A 23,970-nucleotide genomic window follows, 5' to 3' on the forward strand; every position below is an offset into this window, starting at 1 on the left:
GAAGGGCGCCGGGCCCCGATCCGCAGTACTTTCCGCCCGGGCGGCGGGCGCTCGCGCCCCGACCTCCGTGCCGTCGCTGCGCCGCAGGCCGCGGCCACTATGGTGGTCCTCTGCGTACGAACGAAGGGGCAGTAGTGAACGACGGCGGCGGGGTCTCCGAAGCGGGGGACCAGGGGAGGCGGTTCGGCCCGCTCGGCACGGCCTTGGTGATCATTCCGACCTACAACGAGGCGGAGAACATCCAGGCGATCGTCGGCCGGGTGCGGGCCTCCGTACCGGACGCGCACATCCTGGTCGCCGACGACAACAGCCCCGACGGCACCGGCAAGATCGCCGATGAGCTCGCGGCCGACGACGACCAGGTCCACGTGCTGCACCGCAAGGGCAAGGAAGGGCTCGGCGCGGCCTACCTCGCGGGCTTCCGCTGGGGCCTGGAGAACGACTACGGAGTCCTCGTCGAGATGGACGCCGACGGCTCCCACCAGCCGGAGGAGTTGCCCCGGCTGCTCACCGCGCTGAAGGGCGCCGACCTCGTGCTCGGCTCGCGCTGGGTGCCGGGCGGCCGGGTCGTCAACTGGCCCAAGCACCGCGAGTTCATCTCGCGCGGCGGCAGCACCTACTCGCGCCTCCTGCTCGACGTGCCCATCCGCGACGTGACCGGCGGCTACCGCGCCTTCCGCCGCGAGACCCTGGAAGGGCTCGGCCTCGGCGAGGTCGAGTCGCAGGGGTACTGCTTCCAGGTCGACCTGGCGCGCCGCGCGGTGAAGGCGGGCTATCACGTCGTCGAGGTGCCCATCACCTTCGTCGAGCGTGAGCTCGGGGACAGCAAGATGAGCCAGAACATCGTCGTCGAGGCGTTGTGGCGGGTCACGGCCTGGGGCGTGGGCGAGCGCGTCGGCAAGGTCATCGGCCGCAAGCAGCCCTGAGCGCCGTGCCGTGCGGCTCTGAGGGCTGTGCCGTGCGGTCCAGCCGCTGCCCTTCTTGATCATCCCCCTTATGCCGGACTGAGGCGGGCCCAGGCACACTGGGAGCATGACGACTGGCGCACCGCCTCCCATCCGACCTGCCCGGCCCCGGCGCTCCGGGCGCCTGAAGTACCTGCCGCTCGGTATCGCCGCGTGGCTGGTCCTGGAAATCTGGCTGCTCACCGTGGTGGCGGGAGCCACGAGCGGGTTCGTGGTCTTCCTGCTCCTGGTGGGCGGCCTCGTGCTCGGCTCCGCGGTGATCAAGCGCGCGGGGCGCAGGGCGTTCCGCAAGCTCAGCGAGGCGGTGCAACAGCAGCAGAGCGGTGTGACGCCCCCTCCGGAGACCGGCGGCGGCAGCGCCCTCACGATGCTGGGCGGCCTCCTGATCATCCTGCCGGGGCTCATCTCGGACGCCCTGGGGCTGATCCTGCTGGTCCCGCCGGTCCAGAAGGCCCTCGGGCGGTATGCGGAGCGGACCTTCGAGCGCAAGGTGCGCGAGGCGACGCCCGGCGGTCTGGGCGACGCCTTCCAGCAGGCCCGGATGCACCGGCCCGACGGCAAGGTCGTGCAGGGCGAGGTCATCAGGGACGACGAGCCGCCGACGCGGGGCCCGCGTCCGGACGACCCGCAGCTGCCGCGCTGAGTGCGCGCAGGCGCCAAGACGCGCAAAAGGGCCGGGGCCACTGCTCAGCAGTGGCCCCGGCCCTTTTGATGCGTTGTGCGTTTGTGCGTCGTGCTTGTGCGGTGTGCCGCAGGTGACCGCCGTCAGGCGGACTTGCGGCTGTCTCGCGGGTGCACCGCGATGTTCATGGCACCGGACCGGAGAACCGCGAGACGCTCCTCGAGGACCTCTTCGAGCTCCTCTCGGGTGCGGCGCTCCATGAGCATGTCCCAGTGCGTACGCGCCGGCTTGCCCTTCTTCTCCTCAGGTCCGTCGCCGTCCACGAGGAGTGCCTGGGCCCCGCAGACCTTGCACTCCCACTCCGGCGGGATCTCCGCCTCGACCGAGAACGGCATCTCGAAACGATGTCCGTTCTGGCATGCGTACTCCACGGCCTGGCGCGGGGCCAGGTCGATGCCGCGGTCGGTCTCGTAGCTTGTCACCACGAGGCGCGTGCCGCGAAGAGCTCGCTCACTCATGAATCGTGCCTCCCGGGCTTTGTCGCCCACAGGACAGGTGTCGCTGTCGTCGTCATCCGGTCAACGTCCGGTCGGCGGTAAAGATTCCCGATCTGGGTCATGCGTCGCCGTCGTATGCCGCCCCTTGTTGTACCCACCAGCGCCCGGTTTGTCACATCTAGTAGCAGATGTCACCCAGCGTTTCTGAATCCTCAGCTCGCAGTAACGGTCCGCCTGGCAGGCCAAAGGCGTACACTACCGGCCTTTGCCTCCAGTTGCTAAATCCGCCGGGGTACGGGATTGCCCGCGTCGCGCACCGCACGCCGTACAGGTACCCGTGCGAGCAGGACGAAACCGAGCAAAAAGAACGCCACGAGCGAGCCGATCGCGTCCCGGTAGCTTCCCGTGAGCTGATAGGTGAGGCCGAAGATCAACGGTCCCAGCCAGGCCATCCCGCGGTCGCTGATCTCGTACGCGGAGAAGTACTCGGCCTCCTTCCCGCGCGGCACCAGATGCGAGAAGAGCGAACGGGACAGCGCCTGCGTGCCGCCGAGCACCAGGCCGATCCCGGCGGCCAGCATGAAGAACCACACGGGCGCGCCGGCCGGCAGGAAGTAACCGGCCCCGATCGTGACCGTCCAGGCCACCAGCGAGCCGAGCACGGTGCGCTTGGCGCCGTACGTCCGGGCGAGCCGCCCCATGGCGAGCGCACCGGCGACGGCGAGCAGCTGCACCAGCAGGACCGCGACGATCAGTGTGGACTGGTCGAGACCGAGCTCCTCCGAGCCGAAGACGGACGCCTGCGAGATCACCGTCTGGACCCCGTCGTTGTAGACGAGATAGGCGAGCAGGAAAGCGAGTGTGTGCGGGTGGCGGCGCATGTCGCGGACCGTCGAGCGCAGCTGCCGCCAGCCTCCCCGGGACGGCGCCCCCGCCTCGGCCGGCGCCGTCCGCCGGTCCCGCAGCCGCTTCAGGGGTACGAGGGTGAAGGCGCCCCACCACACACCTGCCGACGCCAGACAGATGCGGACCGCGGTCGACTCCGAGACGCCGAAGCTGTCGTGGGCGAGGAACAGGACGAGGTTCGCCACCAGGACGAGGGCGCCCGCCGCGTAACCGAAGGCCCAGCCGCGCGAGGAGACCGCGTCGCGCTCCTCAGGGGGCGCGATCTGCGGCAGGTAGGAGTTGTAGAGCACCATCGAGACGGCGAGCGAGGCGTTGGCGACGATCAGCAGGAAGCCGCCGAGGAGGTAGCGCTCGCCGTCCAGGAAGAACATGCCCGCCGTGGCGGCCGCCCCCAGGTACGCGGCCACGGCCAGGAGGGGCTTCTTGCGGCCGGTGCGGTCGGCGGCCGCGGCGGCCATCGGCATGACGAAGACCGACACGAGCACGGACGCGGACACCGTGTACGCGAAGAAGGAGCCCGCGCGGACCGGGATGCCCAGCGGGTGCACATAGCCCTCCGGGTCGGCGGCCGCCTTGGCGATCTCCGTGAGATAGGGCCCCAGGAACACGGTCAGGACGCTCGTCGAATAGACCGAGCAGGCCCAGTCGTAGAAGTACCAGCCCCGCTGTTCGCGTCGTCGTTCCATGGCGGCGTCGTCGGCCGCCGCTGCCTTCACGGTGTCGGTGCTCACCCGTGACCTCGCTGTTCCCCGTGGTGCGACGCGGCCTCCGGGGAGGTCAGACCCAGGTGCCCCGGGCCTCGAGCACCCCGCGCAGCGTCTCGATGTGATCGGAAACTATGCCATCCACGCCGAGGTCGAGGAGGGCCGTCATCCGCTCGGCGTCGTTGACGGTCCACACGTGAACCTGCAGCCCACGCGCGTGGGCCGCGCGCACGAAGCGGTGGTCGACGACCCGGATCCGGCCGTGGGTCTCGGGCACCTGGGCGCAGACCGCGGACCGGCGCAGCGCGGCGGGTACTCCGTAGGACACCATCCGCAGCGCCGCCACGCCCCGCGTCCCCAGCGAGGTGGCCAGGCGCGGGCCCGCCAGGCGCTGGGCCCTGGCCACCCGGGCCTCGGAGAACGAGCCGACGCAGACGCGGTCCCAGGATCCGGTGCGGCGGATGAGATCGAGCAGGGGCAGGAGCGCGGGCTCCGCCTTCACGTCCACGTTCCAGCGCACCTCGGGGAACGACTCCAGGAGCTCTTCGAAGAGGGGCACCGGTTCGCTGCCCGCCACGCGCGCGTGGCGCACCTCGCTCCAGGGGAGGTCGACGATGCGCCCCACCGCGTCCGTCACCCGGTCCAGCGTCGTGTCGTGGAAGGCGACGAGCCGGCCGTCGGCGGTGGCGTGCACGTCGGTCTCGATGTAGCGGTAGCCGAGGTCGACGGCGCGCCGGAAGGCCGCCGCGGTGTTCTCCAGGCCGTCCGCCGCGCCGCCGCGGTGGGCGAGGGCGAGCGGTCCCGGGTGATCGAGGTAGGGGTGGCGTACGCGCGTGGTCACGGGTGCAGTATCGCCTGCTCCGTGGGGCCGCCGGAGGCCACGACGGTCGACGCGGTGGTCGCGGGTGCGGGTGCGGGTGCGGGCGCGGGTGCGGCGAAGCGGCGCAGGAAGAACTGCGCGAGCGGGCCGATCGACAGCGCGTAGAGGACCGTGCCCACGCCGACCGTGCCGCCGAGCGCGAAGCCCGTGGCGACGACCGTCACCTCGATCGAGGTGCGGATCAGCCGGATGGAGCGGCCGGTGCGCGCGTGCAGGCCCGTCATCAGGCCGTCCCGGGGGCCGGGGCCGAAGGCGGCCGTGATGTAGAGCCCGGTCGCCACTCCGTTGAGCAGGATTCCGACCGCGAGCAGCGGAACGCGGACGGCGAGCGTGTGCACGTCCGGCAGGAGCGCCAGTGTGGCGTCCATCGCCAGACCACAGACGAACACGTTCGAGACCGTGCCCAGGCCGGGACGCTGCCGCAGGGGGATCCAGAGCAGCAGCACGGCGGCGCCCACGACGATCGACACCGCGCCGATGGTCAGGCCGGTCAGTTCGGCGAGGCCCTGGTTGAGGACGTTCCAGGGCTCGGGCCCCAGGCCCGCCGAGACCATCAGCGCGGAACTCGCGCCGTACAGGGAGAGACCCGCGTACAGCTTGATGAGCCGCCTCGTGAGATGTGGCTTCGTACCGGACAAGGAACGCTCCCCGTGTAGTGCTGGTGGCCCGACGCATGACACCCTGTGGCTTGGAACCGGACCTCAACCATGGCCAATTCAGGGAAGGTGGACTGGGAATCATGGCTCAGTGGACTTCGGCGATGGGGTCGACGCAGCTCGCCCGCCTTCTCGCTTCCCAGCAGGAGCGCCCCGCGGGCACCGGCTCGCGCCGTCCGCCCGCCTACCGCGCCCTCGCCGACGGCATCAGGCTGCTCGTGCTCGAAGGCCGCGTGCCCGTCGCCGCCCGCCTGCCCGCCGAGCGTGAACTCGCCGTGGCACTCGCCGTCAGCCGCACCACGGTGGCCGCCGCCTACGAAGCGCTGCGCACCGAGGGGTTCCTGGAGTCCCGCAGGGGAGCGGGCAGCTGGACCGCCGTCCCGGCCGGCAACCCCCTCCCCGCGCGCGGCCTCGAACCGCTGCCGCCCGAGGCGCTCGGCTCCATGATCGACCTGGGCTGCGCCGCGCTGCCCGCGCCCGAGCCGTGGCTCACGCGGTCCGTCCAAGGCGCCCTCGAAGCACTCCCGCCGTACGCCCACACGCACGGCGACTACCCCGCGGGGCTGCCCGCGCTGCGCCAGATGCTCGCCGAGCGCTACACCGCGCGCGGCATCCCCACCATGCCCGAACAGATCATGGTGACCACCGGCGCCATGGGTGCCATCGACGCGATCTGCCACCTCTTCGCGGGCCGCGGCGAGCGCATCGCCGTGGAGTCCCCGTCGTACGCCAACATCCTCCAGCTGATGCGCGAGGCGGGCGCCCGGCTCGTCCCCGTCGCCATGGCCGAAGGCCTCCAGGGCTGGGACATGGACCGCTGGCGGCAGGTGCTGCGCGACGCGGCGCCCCGGCTCGCGTACGTCGTCGCCGACTTCCACAACCCCACCGGCGCGCTCGCCGGCGAGGACCAGCGCAGGCAGCTCGTCGAGGCGGCCCGCTCGGCCGGCACGGTCCTCGTCGTCGACGAGACGATGAGCGAGCTCGGGCTCGACCCGGACCTCACCATGCCGCGCCCCGTCTGCGGCTTCGACCCGGCGGGCTCCACCGTCATCACGGTCGGCTCGGCGAGCAAGGCCTTCTGGGCGGGCATGCGCATCGGCTGGGTGCGGGCCGCGCCCGACGTGATCCGCAGCCTCGTCGCGGCTCGCGCCTACGCCGACCTCGGCACCCCGGTCCTCGAACAGCTCGCCGTGAACTGGCTGCTGAACACCGGGGGCTGGGAGTCGGCCGTGAACGTGCGCAGGGAACAGGCGAGGGAGAACCGCGACGCGCTGGTCGCGGCCGTGCGGCGGGAGCTCCCCGGCTGGGAGTTCGAGGTGCCGAGCGGCGGGCTGACCCTGTGGGTGCGCACCGGGGGCGTCTCGGGGTCGCGCCTCGCCGAGGTGGGCGAGCGCGTGGGAGTCCGGGTTCCGTCGGGGCCGCGCTTCGGAGTGGACGGGGCCTTCGAGGGATATGTGCGGCTGCCGTTCACCGTGGGGGGCGCGGTGGCCGACGAGGCGGCGGCGCGGCTCGCGGCGGCGGCCCGGCTGGTGGAGACGGGGGCGGGCGCGGGCACGCAGGCCGCGCATCCCTTCGTGGCGTGAGCCATTGCCCTTTCCTGGATGCCTCTTTCCTGGATGCCCCTCTTCTGGATCCCCCTCTTCTGGACGTCCTCTACGTAGTGAGCTCTTGGCGGGGGACCGGTTGCGCCTCTGCGGCCTCGGGAGCAGGGGCGAGGGCAGGTGAGGGGGCCGGAGCCGGGGTGACGGCGTCCGCCTCGTCCGGCGGGGTGCTGCGCTCCGGCAGCAGCTCCAGGACCGCCCGCCGGTGCGCCTCGCTGGTCGCGTCGTCGTACGGATCGGGGGTCGCGGGCACCTGGAGGCGGTGCACCGGACCGGTGCCGAGCCGGGCGTAGCCACGGCCGGGCGGGACGTCCGACGTGGGTGTCGTGTGGGGCGGCGCTCCGAGGACGTCCTCCAGCTGGTCGGGCGTGGCGTATCCGAGCACCACACGCGCGCGGGTGTGCTGGTGCACGGCGTCGCTCAGCGCGTCCAGGCTGTCCAGCTGGTCCGCCACCACGACCGTCACGTTGGCCGCCCTGCCGTGCCGCAGGGGGACCTGCAGCAGCGACTGGGGGTCCGTGCGCCCGTCGGCCGCCGCGAGATGGCCGAGGGCGCTCGGGTGGTCGAGGAGGATCCACAGGGGGCGCTTGGTGTCCTCCGGCGGCGGGTGGCCGGCCTGTCGGGCGCGGTTGGCGGCGATGAGCCTGCGCTCGGTCTCGTGCGCCGCCCATTCGAGGCTCGCGAGCGCCCCGGAGAGGCCGCACTCGATGCCGAGCACCCCGTCGCGGCCGGTCAGACAGGCGTAGTCACCGGTGCCGCTGCCTTCGACGACGAGGATGTCGCCGTACTGGAGCGCCTGGAGGGCGATCGAGCGAAGCAGTGTCGTCGTGCCGCTGCCCGGCTGGCCCGCGATCAGGAGGTGGGGCTCGGTGGAGCGGATGCCGGTGCGCCACACGACGGGGGGCACGTCACGCTGCCCCTCGCCCTCGGCCAGCGGCAGGGTGCGCTGGACGCCGGTCTCGTCGGTGAAGCCGAGAACGGTCTCCCCGGGGGCGGTGACGAAGCGCTGGGCGGCGATGTCGGTGGGCAGTGGGGGCAGCACCGTGACGACGAGCTGGTTGGCCTCCTCGTCCCACGCGAAGTGGTACTCCCGGCCGCGGCCCGCCTTGGCGTGCAGCAGCTGCTCGATCCGTGCGCGGGACTCGGCCTCGCCGTCCGTGAAGTAGGCGGGGTAGTGCACGACGAGCCGGGAGATCCGCCCGGTGCCGTCGAAGTCGTACTCCGGGAAGGCCTTGTCCCATTCGCCGCCGTGCGCGAAGAGCGGGGCGGGGTCCTCGGGGACCGAGAAGTACGGGACGAGTGCTTCGTAGAGGGACTGCAGCCGCTGCACCTGTGCCTCGTCCGGGCCGGTGGGCGCCGCCGGGGTGCGCTCGCGGCCCGTCCACGCGGAGGCCGCCATCAAGGTGATGAGGGCGAGCAGCGGCCCGTAGGGGACGAGCGCCACGACCAGGACCACGGAGGCCACCAGGAACAGCAGCGGTCCGCGCTTGTCCTTCGGCGTGTCGGCCCACTTGCGCCGCCCGGCACCAGCCAGCCGGCGCAGTCCACGGGTGATCGTGATCAGCGGATGGAGTACGTCGGTGGCGCTGTCGGCCGCCGACCGTGCCAGCTCCCGGCTCCGGGCGATGGATGCGGTGCCGTTGCTCAGAATGCGGGGGAGTGGGCGCCTGGCCACGTCTGTCTCCTGGAGGTGCGTGCGGACAGCGGGAACGTCAGAACTTGATCCCGCCGAGGAGGCTCGCCAGGCTCGCGCTGCCGGCCTTGATGCTCGGGGCGATGGCGGTGCCCGCCAGGAAGAAGCCGAAGAGGGCGCAGACCAGTGCGTGGGACGCCTTCAGCCCGTCCTTGCGGAAGAAGAGGAAGACGATGATGCCGAGCAGCACGACGCCCGAGATGGAAAGGATCATGACGGTTCTCCTGGTTTCGTGGGGACAGTCACCATGAGTTCTTCCAGGTTCACAGCATGTATCCATGCGATTAAAGGTGCAAATGGGTTGCTTTTTGGGGATTTCCCCTGAATGGCGGAGCCCGGTCGGGCCGTGCGGGAGCGGGTCCGGACGGGCTCCCGCTCTCGCCGTGATCTTTGCCTCGGGCGGGCCGGGTCATGTGCCCGCGGGGGCAGTACCCTGTCGATTCACTCGTACGGCTGCACATGCAGCACCCCCGGAAAGCCGGAAAGCCGGAAAGCCAGAAAGCCAGAAAGGCGGACGCCCCCATGAGCGAAGTTCCCGACCCCGAGGTCGTGGAGCTGGCGACCAAGATCTTCGATCTGGCGCGCCAGGGCGATGCCGCGGCGCTCGCTGCCTATGTCGAGGCGGGCGTCCCGGCGAACCTCACGAACGACAGCGGCGACACGCTCGTCATGCTGGCCGCCTACCACGGCCACGCCGAGGCGGTCCGGGCCCTCGTGGAGCGCGGCGCCGACACCAACCGCGCCAACGACCGGGGGCAGACGCCGCTCGCCGGGGCCGTCTTCAAGGGCGAGGAGGCGGTGATCCGGGCCCTTCTCGACGGAGGCGCGGATCCGGCCGCGGGCACTCCGTCGGCCGTCGACACGGCCCGCATGTTCGGGAAGGCCGAACTGCTCGATCTGTTCGGGGCCGCCTGAACGGGGTACCTGACCAGCAACAACGGGGGCGCTGGAAATGTGGTCGCGGCGGAGCTTACCGCCGGGTCATCATGACGACGTGATTCACGGACGCGACGGCGGGGCAGTTGGTGCCGCACCGCGTGGCCCGTGAGCGGCCCGCCCCCGGACCTCCCGTCCGGGACCCCTGGGCCATGGATGAGAGGCAGAGGAAGATGGTCTTCGACAAGCAAGAGACGGCGGGCGGCCCGACGTGTTGGCGCACGGCCAGGTAATGCGTGATTCCCGGTTGCGTCGACGCTTGATGTGAGGCTGTTTCCCATGTTCGATCCGGTCATAGCGCCCAGCGGTACGCTGCTCGGCCTGCTGCAGAGAGGCCGCGGCGACGGCACCCTGCACGCGCTCACCGCTCCACGATCCGAGGCGCTCGCCGCCCTCGACCACTGCGTGCTGAACGATCCCCGCCACGACTGGCAGGTGGAGAACCGTTCGCTGTACTACGCCCGGCTCTACCTCGACCTGCACGGCGGGCTCGGTGAGATCGAGCGCCACCTCTTCGACGCCGAGGACGTCCTGAACACGGACGACTCACGCACAGGGCTCGCCCTGGCCGTGCTCGGGCACCTCGCCTCGTACGGCAGGCAGGACGCCCTCGACCTCCTCCGGAGGTACGCGGCGGCCGGCTCCAACTGGGCCTGGGCCCTCGACGAACTGGCGCTGCGGGACGACGACGCGGGCCTGCGCGCCCTCGCGGCCCCCGTGCTCGCCAGATTCGCCCCCGACGCCGAGGGCGAGGCCGACCTGGCCGCCGCCGTCCGCGACGCCTACGAACCGCGGCCCTGGCGCCTCTGGGAAGAGGACCCCCGCCCGGACATCGGCGCCCGGGTGCGCGCCGCCCGGGAACAGGGCTCCTTCGACCGCTGGCAGCGCCAGATGCGGCCCTCGGGACCACGCCCCGAGTGGAGCGTCCGGGCCATCTTCGACTGGGCACAGGAAGGCCTGGAGCGGGGCTCCGTGCTCTACGTCCCCGCGGCCCGCTGCCTGGCCGCCGTCGCCGGGCCCGAGGACCGCCCCGAGATCATCGAGGCCGCCCGCGAAGGGTCCGACGGGGCGCGCGGCACCGCCCTGCGCTACCTGGCCGACGCCCACGACCCCGCGGTGCTCGACCTCATCGAGTACGCCGCGGAAAGCCCTTCCCAGGTCATCGTGGACGCCGCGACCGGCGCCTTCGAACGGATGCGCAGCGTCGCCGCCGTCGAGCGCGCCCGACGCTGGGCCTATCGCCCCGACGACCTGGGCGCCGCCGCCGGGCGGATGCTCGCCTGCCGGGGCGGCGCGCAGGACAGCAAGCCGGTCCTGGCCGCACTGCGCGAGGCGGTCCGCGGCGAGGGCCCGGACGCCCCCACGCTGTGGACCCTCGTCGACGGCGCGGGACGCCTCGGCATCGCCTGTGCCGCCCCCGTGCTGAGGCACGTCTACAGGGAGACCGCCTCCTCCCACCTCCGCGGCCGCGCCGCCCGCGCGCTTGCCGCCACCGACCCCACCTTCGCGGCCGGATTCGCCGTCGAGTGCCTGTGGGACTGCGAGGAGTCCACCAGGGAAGTCGCCGCGCGGCACGCCGAGACCGGCGACGCCCGCGTGGTCAACAGGCTCCGGAGACTCGCCTCGGACCCCGCCGAGGAGGACGACGTACAGACCGCGGTACGGAGCAGGATCGGACCTGACGCGCCCGCGATGTAGAACCGGGGCGCCGGGTCAGCCCCGGCCCCGGCCGACCGCGACGAAACGCACCGGCGTGCCCGGCCGCGCCTGGGCCGCCGCGGCGAGGTCGGCCTCCCGCACGACCGCGACCACCGGGTAGCCCCCGGTGGTCGGATGGTCGGCGAGGAAGACGACCGGCCTGCCGTCCGGCGGCACCTGAACCGCGCCGAGCACCATGCCCTCACTGGGCAGTTCGCCCTGGAGCGCCCGCTCCAGGGCAGGACCCTCGGTGCGCAGCCCGATACGGTTGCTCGCCGACGACACCCGGTACGCGCGCGTGGTGAGCGTCGTCAGCGCCGCGGGCGTGCACCAGTCGGCGCGCGGCCCGAACGTCACCCGCAGCACCAGCTCTTGGGGCGGTGCGGGCTGCGGGACGGTGTCCACGCGCGCGTACGTGGTACCGGGGCGCCCCAGCGGCAGGACGGTCCCGTCCGCGAGCGGGAGCGGACCGAGTCCGGAGAGCAGGTCGGTGGAGCGGCTGCCCAGCACGGGGTCCACGGTCACCCCGCCGTCGAACGCGAGGTAGCAACGTACTCCGGAGAGAGCGGTTCCGACGTCCAGGAGTGCCCCCGCGGGCACCCGCACCGGCACTCCCCAGGGCGCGGGCCGGCCGTCCACGGTCACCGGGCACGGCGCACCGCCGACGGCGACCGTCACGGGGCGGCGCGGGCGCACGGCACAGCCGGTGAGGGTCGTCTCCAGGACGGCGGCATCCGGCGCGTTGCCCACCAGGCGGTTGACCAGGCGGGCAGCGGGCGGATCGAGGGCCCCGGAGCGCGGCACCCCGAGATGGGCGTGCCCGGGGCGCCCGAGGTCCTGCACGGTGGTCAGCGCCCCGGCCCGCACGACGGACACGGCACGGTCGGTCATCGCGCCCCCGCCGCCGCGGGCGACGACTCCGCCGGTGAGCCGACCGGCACGAAGCGGACCCGTACGCCTGGGGAGAGGAGCGCGGCGGGCACGCGCGCGTGGTCCCACAGCACGACGTCCGTGGAGCCGATCAGCTGCCAGCCGCCTGGCGACGCGCGGGGATAGACGCCCGTGTACGGGCCCGCCAGCGCGACGCTGCCCCGGGGCACGGAGGTGCGGGGCGTCGCCCGGCGCGGCACTTCGTAGGGCGCGGGCAGTCCGGTCAGATAGCCGAAGCCGGGGGCGAACCCGCAGAAGGCGACGCGGAATTCGGCGTCCGAGTGGATCCGCGCCACCTCGGCCACGGGCACCCCCCAGTGCGCCGCCACGTCCGCGAGGTCCGGTCCGTCGTAGCGCACCGGGATCTCCAGGAGGGCTCCCGCGCGCGCGGGCAGCGGCGGGATCTCCCAGCCCGGCAGCTCCGCCTCGAGACGGCCGGGCTCGTCGAGGCCGTCGAGGAGCACCGTGCGGGCCGCGGGGACGATCTCCCGTACCCGCAAGGAGCCCGTCGCGCGGCGGCGCAGCAGCTCGGCGTGGAGGGCCTGGGCCTCGGTGCCGTCGGCGAGTTCGACGAGCAGGGCCCGGTCGCCGACCGGCAGGACTCTCACGCGAAGGCCTCCACCCGCACGCCCGCCGACTCCAGCTCGGCCCGCACCCGGCGGGCCAGGCCCACCGCGCCCGGAGTGTCGCCGTGCAGGCACAGGGAACGCGCGCGGACCGGGATCTCGCGCCCACCCTGGGACGTGACGACGCCCAGGCGGGCCATGCCGACGGACCGCGCGACGACGGTGTCCTCCTCCGTGATGACCGCTCCTTCGTCGGTACGCGGAACCAGAGTGCCCTCGTCGGTGTAGGCGCGGTCCGCGAACGCCTCGGTCACGGCCGGCAGTCCCGCCTTTTCCGCCGTCTCCAGGAGACGTGATCCGGGCAACCCCAGGAGCGGCAGCGAGTCATCCGCGAGGAGTACGCCGTCGACGACTGCGCGGGCCTGGTACTCGTCGTAGACGACACGGTTGTAGAGCGCGCCGTGCGGCTTCACGTACGACACGCGCGTGCCCGCCGCGCGGGCGAAGACCTCCAAAGCGCCGATCTGGTACGCCACTTCGGCCGCCAGCTCCTCGGCCGGCACGTCCATGGCGCGCCGCCCGAACCCCGCCAGGTCCCGGTAGGACACCTGGGCACCGATCCGCACACCGCGCTCGGCGGCGCTGTCGCAGACCCGGCGCATGGTGACCGCGTCCCCGGCGTGGAAGCCGCAGGCCACGTTGGCGCTGGTGACGACGGACAGCAGCTCCTCGTCGTCGGTGAGGCGCCAGCGGCCGAAGCCCTCGCCGAGGTCCGCGTTCAGATCGATCAGGGCCGTGCTCATCCTCGTGGCTCTCCCGTGCTCTCGAAGCCCGTGTTCTGGAAGGCTGCTGTCCGTATACCCGAAACCCGCTGTCCGCGACGGTCAGACCACGCGGTACTGCTCGTCCCTGGCGTCGGTGATGAACATCCGGCCCGGCGCGTGCGTGATCGCGAAGGGCGGCCTGGAGGCCATCACGGCGGCCTGCGGGGTCACCCCGCACGCCCAGAACACCGGTATGTCGTCCGGTTCGGCGGTCACCGCGTCGCCGAAGTCGGGGCGGTCCAGGTGCTCGATGCCGAGCCCGCCGGGGTCGCCGCAGTGCACCGGACTGCCGTGCACCGCGGGCATCAGGGCGCTCTCCCTGATGGCGTCGGCCAGCCGCCGCGGCGGCACGGGGCGCATCGACACCACCATGGGGCCGTGCAGGCGCCCGGCGGGGCGACAGGGGCGCGCGGTCACGTACATCGGGACGTTGCGGCCCTGCTCGATGTGGCGCAGCGGCACACCGGCGTCGGCGAGCGCCCACTCGAAGGTGAAGCTGCAGCCGATGAGGAAGGTCACCAGGTCGTCCCGCCAGCGGCCGACCACGTCCGTGGGCTCCTCGGTCAACTCGCCGTGCTCCCAGACCCGGTAGAGCGGCAGGTCGGTACGGAGATCGGCGCCGGGGGCGAGCGGAGTGACCCAGGAGCCCGCGTCCGTGACGTCGAGCACCGGGCAGGGCTTCGGGTTGCGCTGGCAGAACAGCAGCATCTCGTACGCCCAGTCGGCGGGGACGGAGATGAGGTTGGCCTGGGTGAAGCCCGCGGCCCAGCCGGCGGTGGGGCTCGTCTCGCCCGAGCGGAACGCCGCCCGGGCCTCTTTGGCGCTGCGGATCACTCGTGTGCCGTTCACAGGAGCTCCCTTCCACGCGTCTCGGGGAGGCCGAGCAGCGCGACGACGGCCAGGCCGTAGCCCACCGCTCCGAAGACGAGCGCTCCGCCGACGCCCCAGCTGTCGGCGAGGAAGCCGACCATGGTGGGGAAGACGGCGCCGACAGCGCGCCCTGTGTTGTACGTGAAGCCCTGTCCCGTACCGCGCACGGCGGCCGGGTAGAGCTCGCTGAGGAACGAGCCGAAGCCGCTGAAGATCGCCGACATGCAGAAGCCCAGGGGGAAACCGAGCACAAGGAGAAGGCCGTTGGCGCCGTCGGGGATGTTCGTGTAGGCGAGGATGCTCGCCGCGGAGAGGAACGCGAAGAGCGTGATGTTCCGTTTCCGGCCGAGCTTGTCGGTCAGATAGCCGCCGGTCAGATAGCCGACGAAGGCGCCGGAAATCAGGAAGGTCAGATAGCCGCCGGTGCCGACGACGGTGAGGCCCCGGTCGCTCTTCAGATAGGTGGGCACCCAGGTGGCCAGCGTGTAGTAGCCACCCTGCACACCCGTGGACAGGAGCACCGCGAAGCACGTGGTGCGCAGCAGTCCCGGCTTGAAAATGGCCGTGAACGACCCCTTGTCGGTGCTCTTGCGCCGCTCCTCGGCGGCCTCAGGGGCGTCGTGCACGTTGCGGCGGACGTAGATCACGAGCAGCGCGGGCAGGGCGCCGGTCCAGAACATCACACGCCAGGCGACGTCGTCGTCCAGGAACTGGAACACCAGGGTGTAGACGATCACCGCGAGGCCCCAGCCCACGGCCCAGGAGCTCTGGATCGCGCCCAGGGTGCGGCCACGGTGCTTGGCGGTGGTGTACTCGGCGACGAGGATCGCGCCGACCGCCCACTCGCCGCCGAAACCGAGCCCCTGGAGAGCGCGGAAGACCAGCAGGGTCTCGTAGTTGGGCGCGAAACCGCAGGCGACGGTGAAGACCGCGTACGTGATGACCGTGATCATCAGCGCCTTGACGCGGCCGATCCGGTCGGCGATCACACCCGCGACGGCGCCGCCCACGGCGGAGACGACGAGCGTGACGGTGGTGAAGAGCCCGGTCTGGCCGCTGTCGAGGCCGAAGTACGCCGCGAGCGCCACCATGCTCAGCGGCAGTGTGAAGTAGTCGTACGAGTCGAGGGCATAGCCCCCGAAGGCGCCTCCGAAGGCGCGGCGGCCGCGCGGGCCGAGCGCGCGCAGCCAGCCGAACGCGCCGCTGTCGTCGGGGAGTTCCTCCTTGCCGGAGCGTATGTCGGCCGGGGCGATGCCGGGTGGTGGGGTCGTGCTCATGGGCACCTCGCAGAAGAGGGACGGAGGGTGCTGGAGCGTGCGGTCCTTCGGTGCGCTCGAAGGGAGCGGTGCCCGACAAGGTAGAGGATCGTTGAACGATCCCTCAATACCCATGTTGTTTCGTTCTGCTGTCTGCGATTGAATCCGGGCATGGCGGAGGGGATGACCGACGTGAACGGACTGGCCGACGACCGCGCGCTCCTGGGGCGCACCAGCACGGCCGAGCGGGTCTCCGACATCCTCAGGAGCCGCATCGCCGCGGGCTTCTTCCCGCCCGGAACCCGGCTCTCCGAGGACAGCATCGGCAGCGCGCTCGGCGTCTCCCGCAACACCCTGCGAGAAGCGTTCCGGCTGCTCACCCACGAGCGGCTCCTGGAGCACCAGCTCAACCGCGGCGTCTTCGTACGCGTACTGACCGACGAGGACGTACTGGACATCTACCGCACCCGCTCGCTCGTCGAATGCGCCGTCGTACGCGGACTCGGCGAGCCGCCGTACGCCGTGGACGGGCTCGCAAGCGCCGTGGCGGACGGCCTGCGGGCCGCGCGCGCGGGCGACTGGAAAGGCGTCTCCACCGCCAACATCGACTTCCACCGGGAACTGGTCGCCCTCGCCGGCAGCGCCAGGACCGACGAGCTGATGCGCAGCGTCTTCGCCGAACTGCGCCTCGCCTTCCATGTGATGGGCGACCCCCGGCGACTCCACGAGCCCTACATCGCACGCAACCGGCAGATCCTGGAAGCGCTCCAGGAAGGCCGTCGTGACGACGCCGAGACGCTGCTCGCCGAGTACCTCGACGACTCGCGCAGGCGGCTCGTCGAGGCGTACGGGCGGCGCGACACCGACGGTGGGCGGAGCGGGCGGGACCACGGCTGAGGGCCGCCGGGTCTGCGCCGTTTCGACCGTTGTCAGACCGAGGACCTAGTCTGTGCACCGTGACTTCGCCTGCCGTTACGGACACCGCTCCGCCCCAGCTCAGCGCGGGGCCGCGGCCCGCTCTGGGCCCGGCCGCCGACGAGGGCCTGGCGCGCCGCCTGCGCGCCCTCGCCTGCACGGCTCCGCTGCACGACCTCGACGTGCGCAAGGCCAACCTCGCGGGCGAGTACACGGTGTACGCGATGGCGGAAGTGGCCCTCTCCGCCATCGACCTCGTCACGCTGAACATGGACTTCGACACCGGCGCCGACCACGAGCAGATCGTCGCCAGGCTGCTCCCGCGCGTCGCCGCCCAGGCCCCGCGTCGCCCGGCCGCCGAGCACGAGCGCGTGGCCCGCTGGGTCCTGGAGAATTTGATCAACGTCGGCAGCGTCGACCGCGGCTTCCGCGCCGTGTACGGCACCTTCGCCCCTGACGGGACATATGTCCGCAGGGACTACGACTTCAAGCTCCTCGAAGAGGTCTCCGGCTACGGCGGCAGCGTCTACCTCCGCACGACCGACGAAGCGGTCAACGTCCTGGTAGGGGCCCTGGACACCGACGTCACCAGCGCCCAGATCGCCGCCGAGGTGAAGCTGGAGGTCCTCATCAGCCGCGGCAGGCTCGCCGACGCCCAGCTCGCCGCCGAGCAGGCCCGCTACCGCACCGTGCAGTACTCGGAATCCCTCCGCAAGGCCCTCGACGCCACCCGGCGCAACGTCCGCGCGGTCGACTGGCTCCGCGCCGTCCCCGACATGATCGCGGAGGCGCTCGACCACGTCGCCGACCGCTACCGCCACGAGAACGCCATCCTGACCAACATCCGCAAGGCCCGCGACGAGTCCGAGGACCCCGAGCAGAAGCGCCGCGCCGCCGAGCTCGTCGACATCGTCAAGGACTGCATCCGCCGCCACACCCAGCTGCAGTCCCGCCTCCTGGAGGCCGGCCCGCTGTTCCGCGCCGAGCAGGACCGGCAGGCCTTCGCCACCCCCGCCGCCCGCGCGGGCCTCGACCTGTACGGGCAGCTGGTCGCCCCCCTCCTGCCGCTCCCCGCGGAGCAGGCGAGCCGCGTGACCGACGCCTTCTTCGCGCGCGGCACCGGACTGCGCACCCCCGTGTCCGTCCGCGTCGGCGACCTCGTCGACATACTGCTGACGCCGCCCATGGAGCGCGAGCACCTGGGCGCCGAGATGCCCGAGCCCGACCTCATCGCCACCCCGGACGACAGCCGCTTCAGCGAGGAGCAGCTCTCCAGCGCCATGGAGCTGCTCGACCTGCCCGCCGACGCGCCGCGGCGGCTCTCCGGTCTGCTCGCCGACGCCCGTCGCCGCGACCCCGAACTGCCCTACCTCGTCGCCCTGCTGGCCGTCCACGCGGCCAGCCCGCCCGTCGGCACCGCCTACCGCCAGGGCGAGGAGAAGCTGCTCTTCGCCGTGGACGACGGCACCGAACTCGACGACGAGGAGTTCGGCGGCGCCGACCTCATCGTCGGCACCGCCCTCCTGGACGCCGCCGGCATGGCGGCCGACCGGACGGAGGCGGCCTGACCATGACCACCCCTCGCGTACGCCGCCCCGGGCCTGGCATACGGCACCCGGAGCTTGCGCCCCGCCCCGGACCGCGCGTGCGGCACGCCGATCGCGTGCCTCACTCTGGACCCGGCACGCGGCACCCCGTCCGCACATCTCACCCCGGACCCGGCACACGGCACGCCGACCGCGCGCCACACCCCGGGCCCGGCACGCCCCTCCCCGAACTAGCGCCCCACCCTGTCCGCGCGCCCCACCCCCACAAGGAGCACACGCCGTGACCGACCACCCCGCAGAGCACGCCGCGTGGGGCGAGCCGGACTCCACGGCGGCGCCCGCGGCCCCCGCGCCCGTCACCCCGGCCGACGCCGCCGACGCCGCGCGGCTCGTCGCCTTCGGCCTGCAGCCCAAGCTCCAGCCCGCCCGCGACCAGGAGTACGCCGAACTGCTCCGCCGCTACCGCGAGGACCCGCCCTTCGCCCGGCTCGCCGACGCCGTCGCCACCGGACTCGGACTCGTCGTCCTGGAGGTCTCCCCGCGCGCGGGCATGGCCGTGACCGCCGCCGAGGACTCCGTCTTCGCCGTCCGCATGGGCGACTACGCCCGCCGCGCGGCGACCGACGCCTCCGACCGCTTCCTGCACGGCCTCGCCCATCTCGCCGTCGCCGCCATGGCGTTCCCCCGCCCCGAAGACCTCGCCGACGACGGCTACATCGGCCGCGTCACGGTCAACGGCGTCGACGCGTTCGTCCGCCAGGCCTGCCGGCGCCTGGAGGAGCGCGCCGAGCAGCACGGCGAGAACACCGACCCCGCCACCGACGCCCCGGGCCTCGAAGCCGCCTGGCGGATCTGGGCGCGCCGCAGCTCGACCGGCGCCACCAAGGACGCCCGCCGCCTCGCCGGTTCCACCACCGGCATCATCGGCAAGGCCGTCGCCTTCCTCACCGACTCCGGCTTCCTCCAGCGCACGGGAGACGACTCCGGAGGGACCTACCGCACCACGGCCCGCTACCAGCTGCAGGTCCGCGACATGGCGGGCAGCGCCGCCATGGCCGAGCTCCTGGAGCTCGGCGTCGTGCCGGTCACGGACGGCTCGGCGACGCTCCTGCCGCCCGAGGACACCGACGACCTGGAGCTGGCCGCCGACGCGGGGCTGCCCTTCCACTCCTGAGCCCCGCCGCCCCCGCCTGCTTGACTTCCTGCTGTTCCGCACGACTTACGACGAGAGTCCGCCGCCATGTACGAGCTGTCCCGGGTCCGCCTCTACTCCATCGGTCCGGCCGGTGCGCGCTACGCCGACACCGTGCTCGACCTGCGCGGAGTCGGCGCCGAGGTGCCCGACCCCGCGCCCGCCCAGGCGGAGTTCTTCGAGGACGAGCCGGTCGGCCCGCCGCGCCGCCCCGCGCCCGCGGGCGTGCTCTTCCTGGAGAACGGCGGCGGCAAGTCCGTCCTGCTCAAGCTGATCTTCTCGGTGATGCTGCCGGGCCACCGGAACACCCTCGGCGGCGCCAGCTCCGGCGTGCTGCGCAAGTTCCTGCTCGCCGACGACTGCGGGCACGTCGCCCTGGAGTGGCAGCACACCCTGACCGGCGAGTGCGTGGTCGTCGGCAAGGTCAGCGAGTGGCGCGGGCGGCAGGTCTCCAACGACCCGCGGAAGTTCGCCGAGGCCTGGTACTCCTTCCGGCCCGGGCCCGGCATGAGCCTGGACTCGCTGCCCGTCGCCGAGTCCACCGCCGTACGGCCGTCGGTGGAGGGTGCTTCGGGCGCCCAGGGGCGACGGCGCACCATGAAGGGCTTCCGCGACGCGCTGACCGAGGCCGGCAAGGCGTACCCGCACCTCGAGGTGCACTGGGAAGAGATCCACGACCGCTGGAACGAACACCTCGGCGACCTCGGCCTCGACCCCGAACTCTTCCGCTACCAGCGCGAGATGAACGCCGACGAAGGCGAGGCCGCGGGTCTCTTCGCCGTCAAGAAGGACTCCGACTTCACCGACCTGCTGCTGCGCGCCGTCACCGACACGCGCGACACGGACGGCCTCGCCGACCTCGTCCACGGCTTCGGCAACAAACTCGGCCGCCGCGCCGAACTCATGGCCGAACGGGACTTCACCGCCGGCTCCGTCGACCTGCTCGGCCGCATCGTCGACGCCGCCGACACCCGGGCACGCGCGCGTGACGTGCACGCGGGCGCCGAGCGCCGCACCCGGACGCTGGCGCGCAGGCTCTCCGCGCGCGCCGCGGAGGAGCGGGGCCGCGCCGCCGAACTGGCCGAGCAGGTCACCGCCGCCGCCCGCACCGTCACCGAGGCCGAGCGGGCCCGCGGCAGGAGCGCCCTGATCTCCGCCGAACTGGCCTACCGGCACGCCTCCCTGGCGCTCACCGTCGCCGAGAAGGCCGCCGCCGCCCAGCGCCGCGAGCTCGCCGACGCACGCACCCTGCACGCCGCCTGGCAGGCCGCCGAAGCCGTCCTGCGGCACCGCGCGGCCGCCGACCGCTCCGCGCGCGTGGCCGTCGCGATCCGCGAGGCCGAGCGCGACGCGGCACCCGCGCTCGCCGCTCGCGCCAAGGCCGCGTCCGACCTCGTCCGCGCCCTGCACACCGCCGCCGAAGGCGCGGAGAACGTCGCGAACGAGGAAGAGGAGCGCTCCGCCGCCCTCCAGGAGACCGGCGAGGCCGCGCACCGCGACGCCACCGCCGCCGCCACCGAGGCCCAGCGCGCCCGCAGCGAGGCGGGCCACCTGAAGCAGCGCCTCGCCGAGGTCGAGCAGGAGACCGCAGAGGCCGTCCGCGCGGGCTGGCTCGACGACACCGCCCCCGACGCCGACCCGGCCCGCGCCGCCCTCGCCGCGAGCGACGCCGAGAAGACCACCGTCGCCGCCTGGGACACCGCCCGCGAGGCCGCTCGCCGCGCCGCCGACCACGCCAAGGAGACCGCCGCCGCCGAGGCCCGCGCCGAGCTGACCGCCGCGCGTGCCTCGGACGCCGCGGCCGCCGCCGAGGCCGCCCACGACGCGGAGCGCCGCGCCGCCGAGTCCATCGCACGGGACCCCCGGCTCGCCGAGCTGCTGAGCCTGCCGACCGGGGCCACCGCGGTGCCGCAGCCCCGCCGCGGAGCCGACCAGGCCGACACCGACACGGGCACCGCCGCGGACGGCGTCCTCTCCGTAGAGGAGCTCGACCGTTCCGCGGACGACCTGAAGGCCCTCCTCGAAGAAGGCGTCGCCTCCGCCGAGCGACAGCTGTTCGAGCTGCGCACCGCGGCCGCCGACGACTCCCGCATCCTCGGCGCCCTCGGCGACGGCGGACTGCTGCCGCCCGGCCCCGACGTCCTCGCCACCGTCGAGTTCCTCGGCGAGCACGGCATCCCCGCACTGCCCGGCTGGCGCTACCTCGCCCAGGCCGTCGACCCCGCCGACCACGCGCGCGTGCTCGCCGCCCGGCCCGAGCTGGTCGACGGCGTCGTCATCACCGACCCCGACACCCACGCCCGCGCCCGCGAAGCCCTCGCCGACGCCGCGCTGCTGCCCCGCTCCGCCGTCGCCGTCGGCACCGCCGCCGCCCTCCTCGCCCCCACCCCGAGCGACCAGGCGGCGGACAGCAGCGCCGGCAGCGTCTTCCTCGTACCGCCGAACCCGGCCATGCACGACGAGCACGCGGCCGACGAGGAGCGGCAGGCGCTCCGCGCGCGGGCCGCACGGCGGGACGAGGAGATCCGGACGCTCGCCGGCCGGCTCGGCAAGGACCGTGAGCTCGCCGCCCGCCTCGCCTCCTGGCGCGCCGGCTGCCCCAGCGGCCGGCTCGCCGAGCTCGCCACCGCGGCCGCCGAAGCGCGCGCCTTCGCCGAGGAGGCGGAGGCCGAGCTCACCGAGGCCCGCACCGCGCGCGCCGAGGCCGACGAGGCCGCGAGCGAGGCGGCACGCGTGCGTGACGAGCGCCAGGAGGCCGCCCAGCGCGCCCGGCGCTCCGCCGACGCCCTCGCGGGCCTCGCCTTCAGGCTCCGCGAGCGGGCAGGATGGCAGGCCAAGCTGCGCGAACTGGCCGACGACGCCGTCGAGTACGAAGCCCGCGCCCAGACCTGCCTGGACCGCGCCCGCGCCGCCGACGAGGACCGCCGCGCCGCCCAGCGCGCCGCCGACGACGCCCGTCGCACCGCCCGCGCGCTGCGCGCCGAGCGCGCCGAGATCGCCGGCGCCCCCGAGGACGTACCGGCGGAGAGCGAGCCCCCGAAGGCGTCCCTGCCCGCCCTGCGCGAGGCCTACCGCGCGGCGTCCCAGCTCTACGAGAAGGTGGGCGTCGGCGCCGACCTGCGGGCCGAGCAGGCCCGCGCCGAGAGCGACGAGAGCGCCGCGCTCGCCGAGCTCGACCGGCTCAGCAACAAGGTCCGCACCCGCGCCGCCCTGCTCCTCGAAGGCACCGACGGCTCCGACGGCCCGTCCCGGCAGGCCGCCGCCGCGCGCGCCGAGGCCCAGGTCCAGCTCATCGAGGCCCGCGCGGCCACCGCGAGCGAGCAGCTCGGCCGGCTGCGCGGCGAGGCCGAGCGGCACGCCCCCGAGGACGGCGACGCCCACACCGAGCTCCCCGAAGAGCTCGTTCCCGGCGACGCCGAGCAGGCCCAGGCACTCCTGCGCACCGCCACCGGCGAGCTGGCCGCGCACACCGAGGCGCTGAGCCGAGCCAAGGAGGCGCACGCCGCCCTCCTGCACACCCACCGCGCCACCGAGGACGCGGCCGGCGGCTTCGACGAGACCGCGGCCCTGCTGCGGGACCTCCTCCGCGAGCACCACGAAGAGGAGACCGAGGAGGCCCCCGAGGCCTACCCCGGCTCCCTAGAAGAGGCCCGCCAGGCCGCCGCGGAGGCCCGCCGCTCCCTGCGCGGCTGCGCCGCCGACCTGTCGACGGCCGAGTCCGCGGTCCGCGAGGCGAGCGACATCCTCGTACGCCACGCGAACTCGACGCGGTACGAGCAGGTGCGCACCCCCGCCCGCCAGCAGATCCGCGAGCTGCCCGCGTCCGCGCTGCCCGAGCACGCCAAGAAGTGGGCCGACGCCTTCGCGCCCCGCCTCCGTGTCCTCACCGACGAGCTGGAGCAGCTGGAGCGCAACCGCGACAGCATCGTCGACCGCCTGCGCGGCCTCGTCGAGTCCGCGCTCGCCACCCTGCGCTCCGCCCAGCGCCTCTCCCGCCTGCCCGAGGGCCTGGGGGAGTGGTCCGGGCAGGAGTTCCTGCGGGTCCGCTTCGAGGAGCCCGACCAGGCCACCCTCGTGGAGCGGCTCGGCGAGGTCATCGACGAGGCCACCCGCGCCGCCGTGAAGAAGAACTCGGACCTGCGGCGCGACGGCATGTCCCTGCTGCTGCGCGGCGTCCAGGCCGCCCTGGAGCCACGCGGTGTCGCCGTCGAGATCCTCAAGCCGGACGCCGTGCTGCGTGCCGAGCGCGTCCCCGTCGGACAGATGGGCGACGTGTTCTCCGGCGGCCAGCTGCTGACCGCGGCCATCGCCCTGTACTGCACGATGGCCGCCCTGCGCAGCAACGACCGGGGGCGCGACAAGCACCGGCACGCCGGCACGCTGTTCCTGGACAACCCCATCGGCCGCGCCAACGCGACGTACCTCCTGGAGCTCCAGCGGGCCGTCTCCGACGCGCTCGGCGTGCAGCTGCTCTACACGACCGGACTGTTCGACACGACCGCGCTCGCGGAGTTCCCGCTGGTCATCCGGTTGCGGAACGACGCGGACCTGCGGGCGGGCCTGAAGTACATCAGCGTCGAGGAGCACCTGCGTCCGGGCCTGCCGCAGCAGGATCCCGACGGCGAGACGGTGCACGGCGAGATCACCGCGACCCGGATGTACAAGCGGCCCGCCGCACAGCCGGACCCCGTCACTCCGTAGTGCACTCACTC

20 protein-coding genes are annotated in these 23,970 nt (G+C 73.3%); 9 read left to right on the plus strand and 11 right to left on the minus strand.

Features of this window, described 5'->3' with window-relative positions; translation table 11 throughout:
* Positions 1-134: 134 nt before the first annotated feature.
* Entirely contained in the window at positions 135-926 is a 792-nt protein-coding gene (locus tag ACZ7LU_RS28130; protein WP_398312331.1) for a polyprenol monophosphomannose synthase, read from the plus strand.
* A gap of 106 nt (positions 927-1,032) precedes the next feature.
* Positions 1,033-1,608, plus strand: a complete 576-nt coding sequence (fxsA, locus tag ACZ7LU_RS28135) for an FxsA family membrane protein (RefSeq protein ID WP_468717626.1) — start codon at positions 1,033-1,035, stop codon at positions 1,606-1,608.
* Positions 1,609-1,730: 122 nt separating this feature from the next.
* Here the strand turns inward: fxsA and ACZ7LU_RS28140 are convergent, their stop codons facing one another.
* From ACZ7LU_RS28140 to yczE, 4 genes are all read right to left on the minus strand, one after another.
* Positions 1,731-2,105, minus strand: coding sequence for an RNA polymerase-binding protein RbpA (locus ACZ7LU_RS28140; RefSeq protein WP_030360404.1), 375 nt, complete (start codon positions 2,103-2,105; stop codon positions 1,731-1,733).
* 257 nt (positions 2,106-2,362) lie between these two features.
* Positions 2,363-3,721, minus strand: a complete 1,359-nt coding sequence (locus ACZ7LU_RS28145; protein WP_471918335.1) for an MFS transporter — start codon at positions 3,719-3,721, stop codon at positions 2,363-2,365.
* 46 nt (positions 3,722-3,767) lie between these two features.
* Positions 3,768-4,535, minus strand: coding sequence for a glycerophosphodiester phosphodiesterase (locus ACZ7LU_RS28150; RefSeq protein WP_471918336.1), 768 nt, complete (start codon positions 4,533-4,535; stop codon positions 3,768-3,770).
* Positions 4,532-5,212, minus strand: coding sequence for a membrane protein YczE (gene yczE / locus ACZ7LU_RS28155; protein WP_471918337.1), 681 nt, complete (start codon positions 5,210-5,212; stop codon positions 4,532-4,534). The genes ACZ7LU_RS28150 and yczE overlap by 4 nt, the downstream gene beginning before the upstream one ends.
* Before the next feature lie 101 nt (positions 5,213-5,313).
* Between yczE and ACZ7LU_RS28160 the strand changes: the two genes are divergently transcribed.
* Positions 5,314-6,813, plus strand: coding sequence for an SCO1417 family PLP biosynthesis transcription factor (locus tag ACZ7LU_RS28160; RefSeq protein WP_468564682.1), 1,500 nt, complete (start codon positions 5,314-5,316; stop codon positions 6,811-6,813).
* A 70-nt stretch (positions 6,814-6,883) separates the two neighbouring features.
* On the opposite strand, the gene ACZ7LU_RS28165 is transcribed toward ACZ7LU_RS28160, so the two are convergent.
* Positions 6,884-8,506 (minus strand): ATP-binding protein, encoded by a 1,623-nt coding sequence (locus ACZ7LU_RS28165; RefSeq protein WP_471918338.1) that lies wholly within the window; start codon positions 8,504-8,506, stop codon positions 6,884-6,886.
* Between the two features lie 37 nt (positions 8,507-8,543).
* Positions 8,544-8,738, minus strand: coding sequence for a hypothetical protein (locus ACZ7LU_RS28170; RefSeq protein ID WP_362994889.1), 195 nt, complete (start codon positions 8,736-8,738; stop codon positions 8,544-8,546).
* A gap of 308 nt (positions 8,739-9,046) precedes the next feature.
* On the opposite strand from ACZ7LU_RS28170, the gene ACZ7LU_RS28175 reads away from it, so the two are divergent.
* Positions 9,047-9,439 carry an ankyrin repeat domain-containing protein gene (locus ACZ7LU_RS28175; RefSeq protein ID WP_398312351.1) on the plus strand — a complete coding sequence of 131 codons (393 nt, stop codon included), beginning with the start codon at positions 9,047-9,049 and terminating at the stop codon, positions 9,437-9,439.
* Between the two features lie 300 nt (positions 9,440-9,739).
* On the plus strand, positions 9,740-11,158 hold the full coding sequence (locus tag ACZ7LU_RS28180; protein WP_470985737.1) for a HEAT repeat domain-containing protein: 1,419 nt from the start codon (positions 9,740-9,742) through the stop codon (positions 11,156-11,158).
* Positions 11,159-11,173: 15 nt separating this feature from the next.
* Here the strand turns inward: ACZ7LU_RS28180 and ACZ7LU_RS28185 are convergent, their stop codons facing one another.
* The 5 genes from ACZ7LU_RS28185 to ACZ7LU_RS28205 form a co-directional block, all read right to left on the minus strand.
* The gene (locus ACZ7LU_RS28185) at positions 11,174-12,049 is read right to left on the minus strand and encodes a 5-oxoprolinase subunit C family protein (RefSeq protein WP_471918339.1); all 876 of its coding nucleotides are present in this window, start codon (positions 12,047-12,049) and stop codon (positions 11,174-11,176) included.
* Positions 12,046-12,696, minus strand: coding sequence for a 5-oxoprolinase subunit B family protein (locus ACZ7LU_RS28190; RefSeq protein WP_471918340.1), 651 nt, complete (start codon positions 12,694-12,696; stop codon positions 12,046-12,048). Before ACZ7LU_RS28190 ends, ACZ7LU_RS28185 begins: the two co-directional genes overlap by 4 nt.
* A complete protein-coding gene (locus tag ACZ7LU_RS28195) occupies positions 12,693-13,457 on the minus strand; it encodes a LamB/YcsF family protein (protein WP_471918341.1) in 765 nt (254 codons plus the stop codon). Before ACZ7LU_RS28195 ends, ACZ7LU_RS28190 begins: the two co-directional genes overlap by 4 nt.
* An 81-nt stretch (positions 13,458-13,538) precedes the next feature.
* Positions 13,539-14,327: a putative hydro-lyase gene (locus tag ACZ7LU_RS28200; protein WP_468564692.1), complete on the minus strand. Its 789-nt coding sequence runs from the start codon at positions 14,325-14,327 to the stop codon at positions 13,539-13,541.
* Positions 14,324-15,625, minus strand: a complete 1,302-nt coding sequence (locus ACZ7LU_RS28205) for an MFS transporter (RefSeq protein ID WP_471150014.1) — start codon at positions 15,623-15,625, stop codon at positions 14,324-14,326. Before ACZ7LU_RS28205 ends, ACZ7LU_RS28200 begins: the two co-directional genes overlap by 4 nt.
* Before the next feature lie 150 nt (positions 15,626-15,775).
* On the opposite strand from ACZ7LU_RS28205, the gene ACZ7LU_RS28210 reads away from it, so the two are divergent.
* The 4 genes from ACZ7LU_RS28210 to ACZ7LU_RS28225 all read left to right on the plus strand — a co-directional run bounded on the left by ACZ7LU_RS28210 (position 15,776) and on the right by ACZ7LU_RS28225 (position 23,959).
* The gene (locus ACZ7LU_RS28210) at positions 15,776-16,501 is read left to right on the plus strand and encodes a GntR family transcriptional regulator (RefSeq protein ID WP_468316789.1); all 726 of its coding nucleotides are present in this window, start codon (positions 15,776-15,778) and stop codon (positions 16,499-16,501) included.
* A 59-nt stretch (positions 16,502-16,560) separates the two neighbouring features.
* On the plus strand, positions 16,561-18,087 hold the full coding sequence (locus tag ACZ7LU_RS28215) for a hypothetical protein (RefSeq protein ID WP_398312374.1): 1,527 nt from the start codon (positions 16,561-16,563) through the stop codon (positions 18,085-18,087).
* Between the two features lie 259 nt (positions 18,088-18,346).
* Entirely contained in the window at positions 18,347-19,240 is an 894-nt protein-coding gene (locus ACZ7LU_RS28220; protein WP_398312377.1) for a hypothetical protein, read from the plus strand.
* A gap of 66 nt (positions 19,241-19,306) precedes the next feature.
* Complete coding sequence (locus ACZ7LU_RS28225) at positions 19,307-23,959, plus strand: coiled-coil domain-containing protein (protein WP_471918342.1); 4,653 nt, start codon at positions 19,307-19,309, stop codon at positions 23,957-23,959.
* The last annotated feature ends 11 nt before the right edge of the window (positions 23,960-23,970 follow it).

It is taken from the genome of Streptomyces sp. NPDC039462 (genome assembly GCF_055639375.1).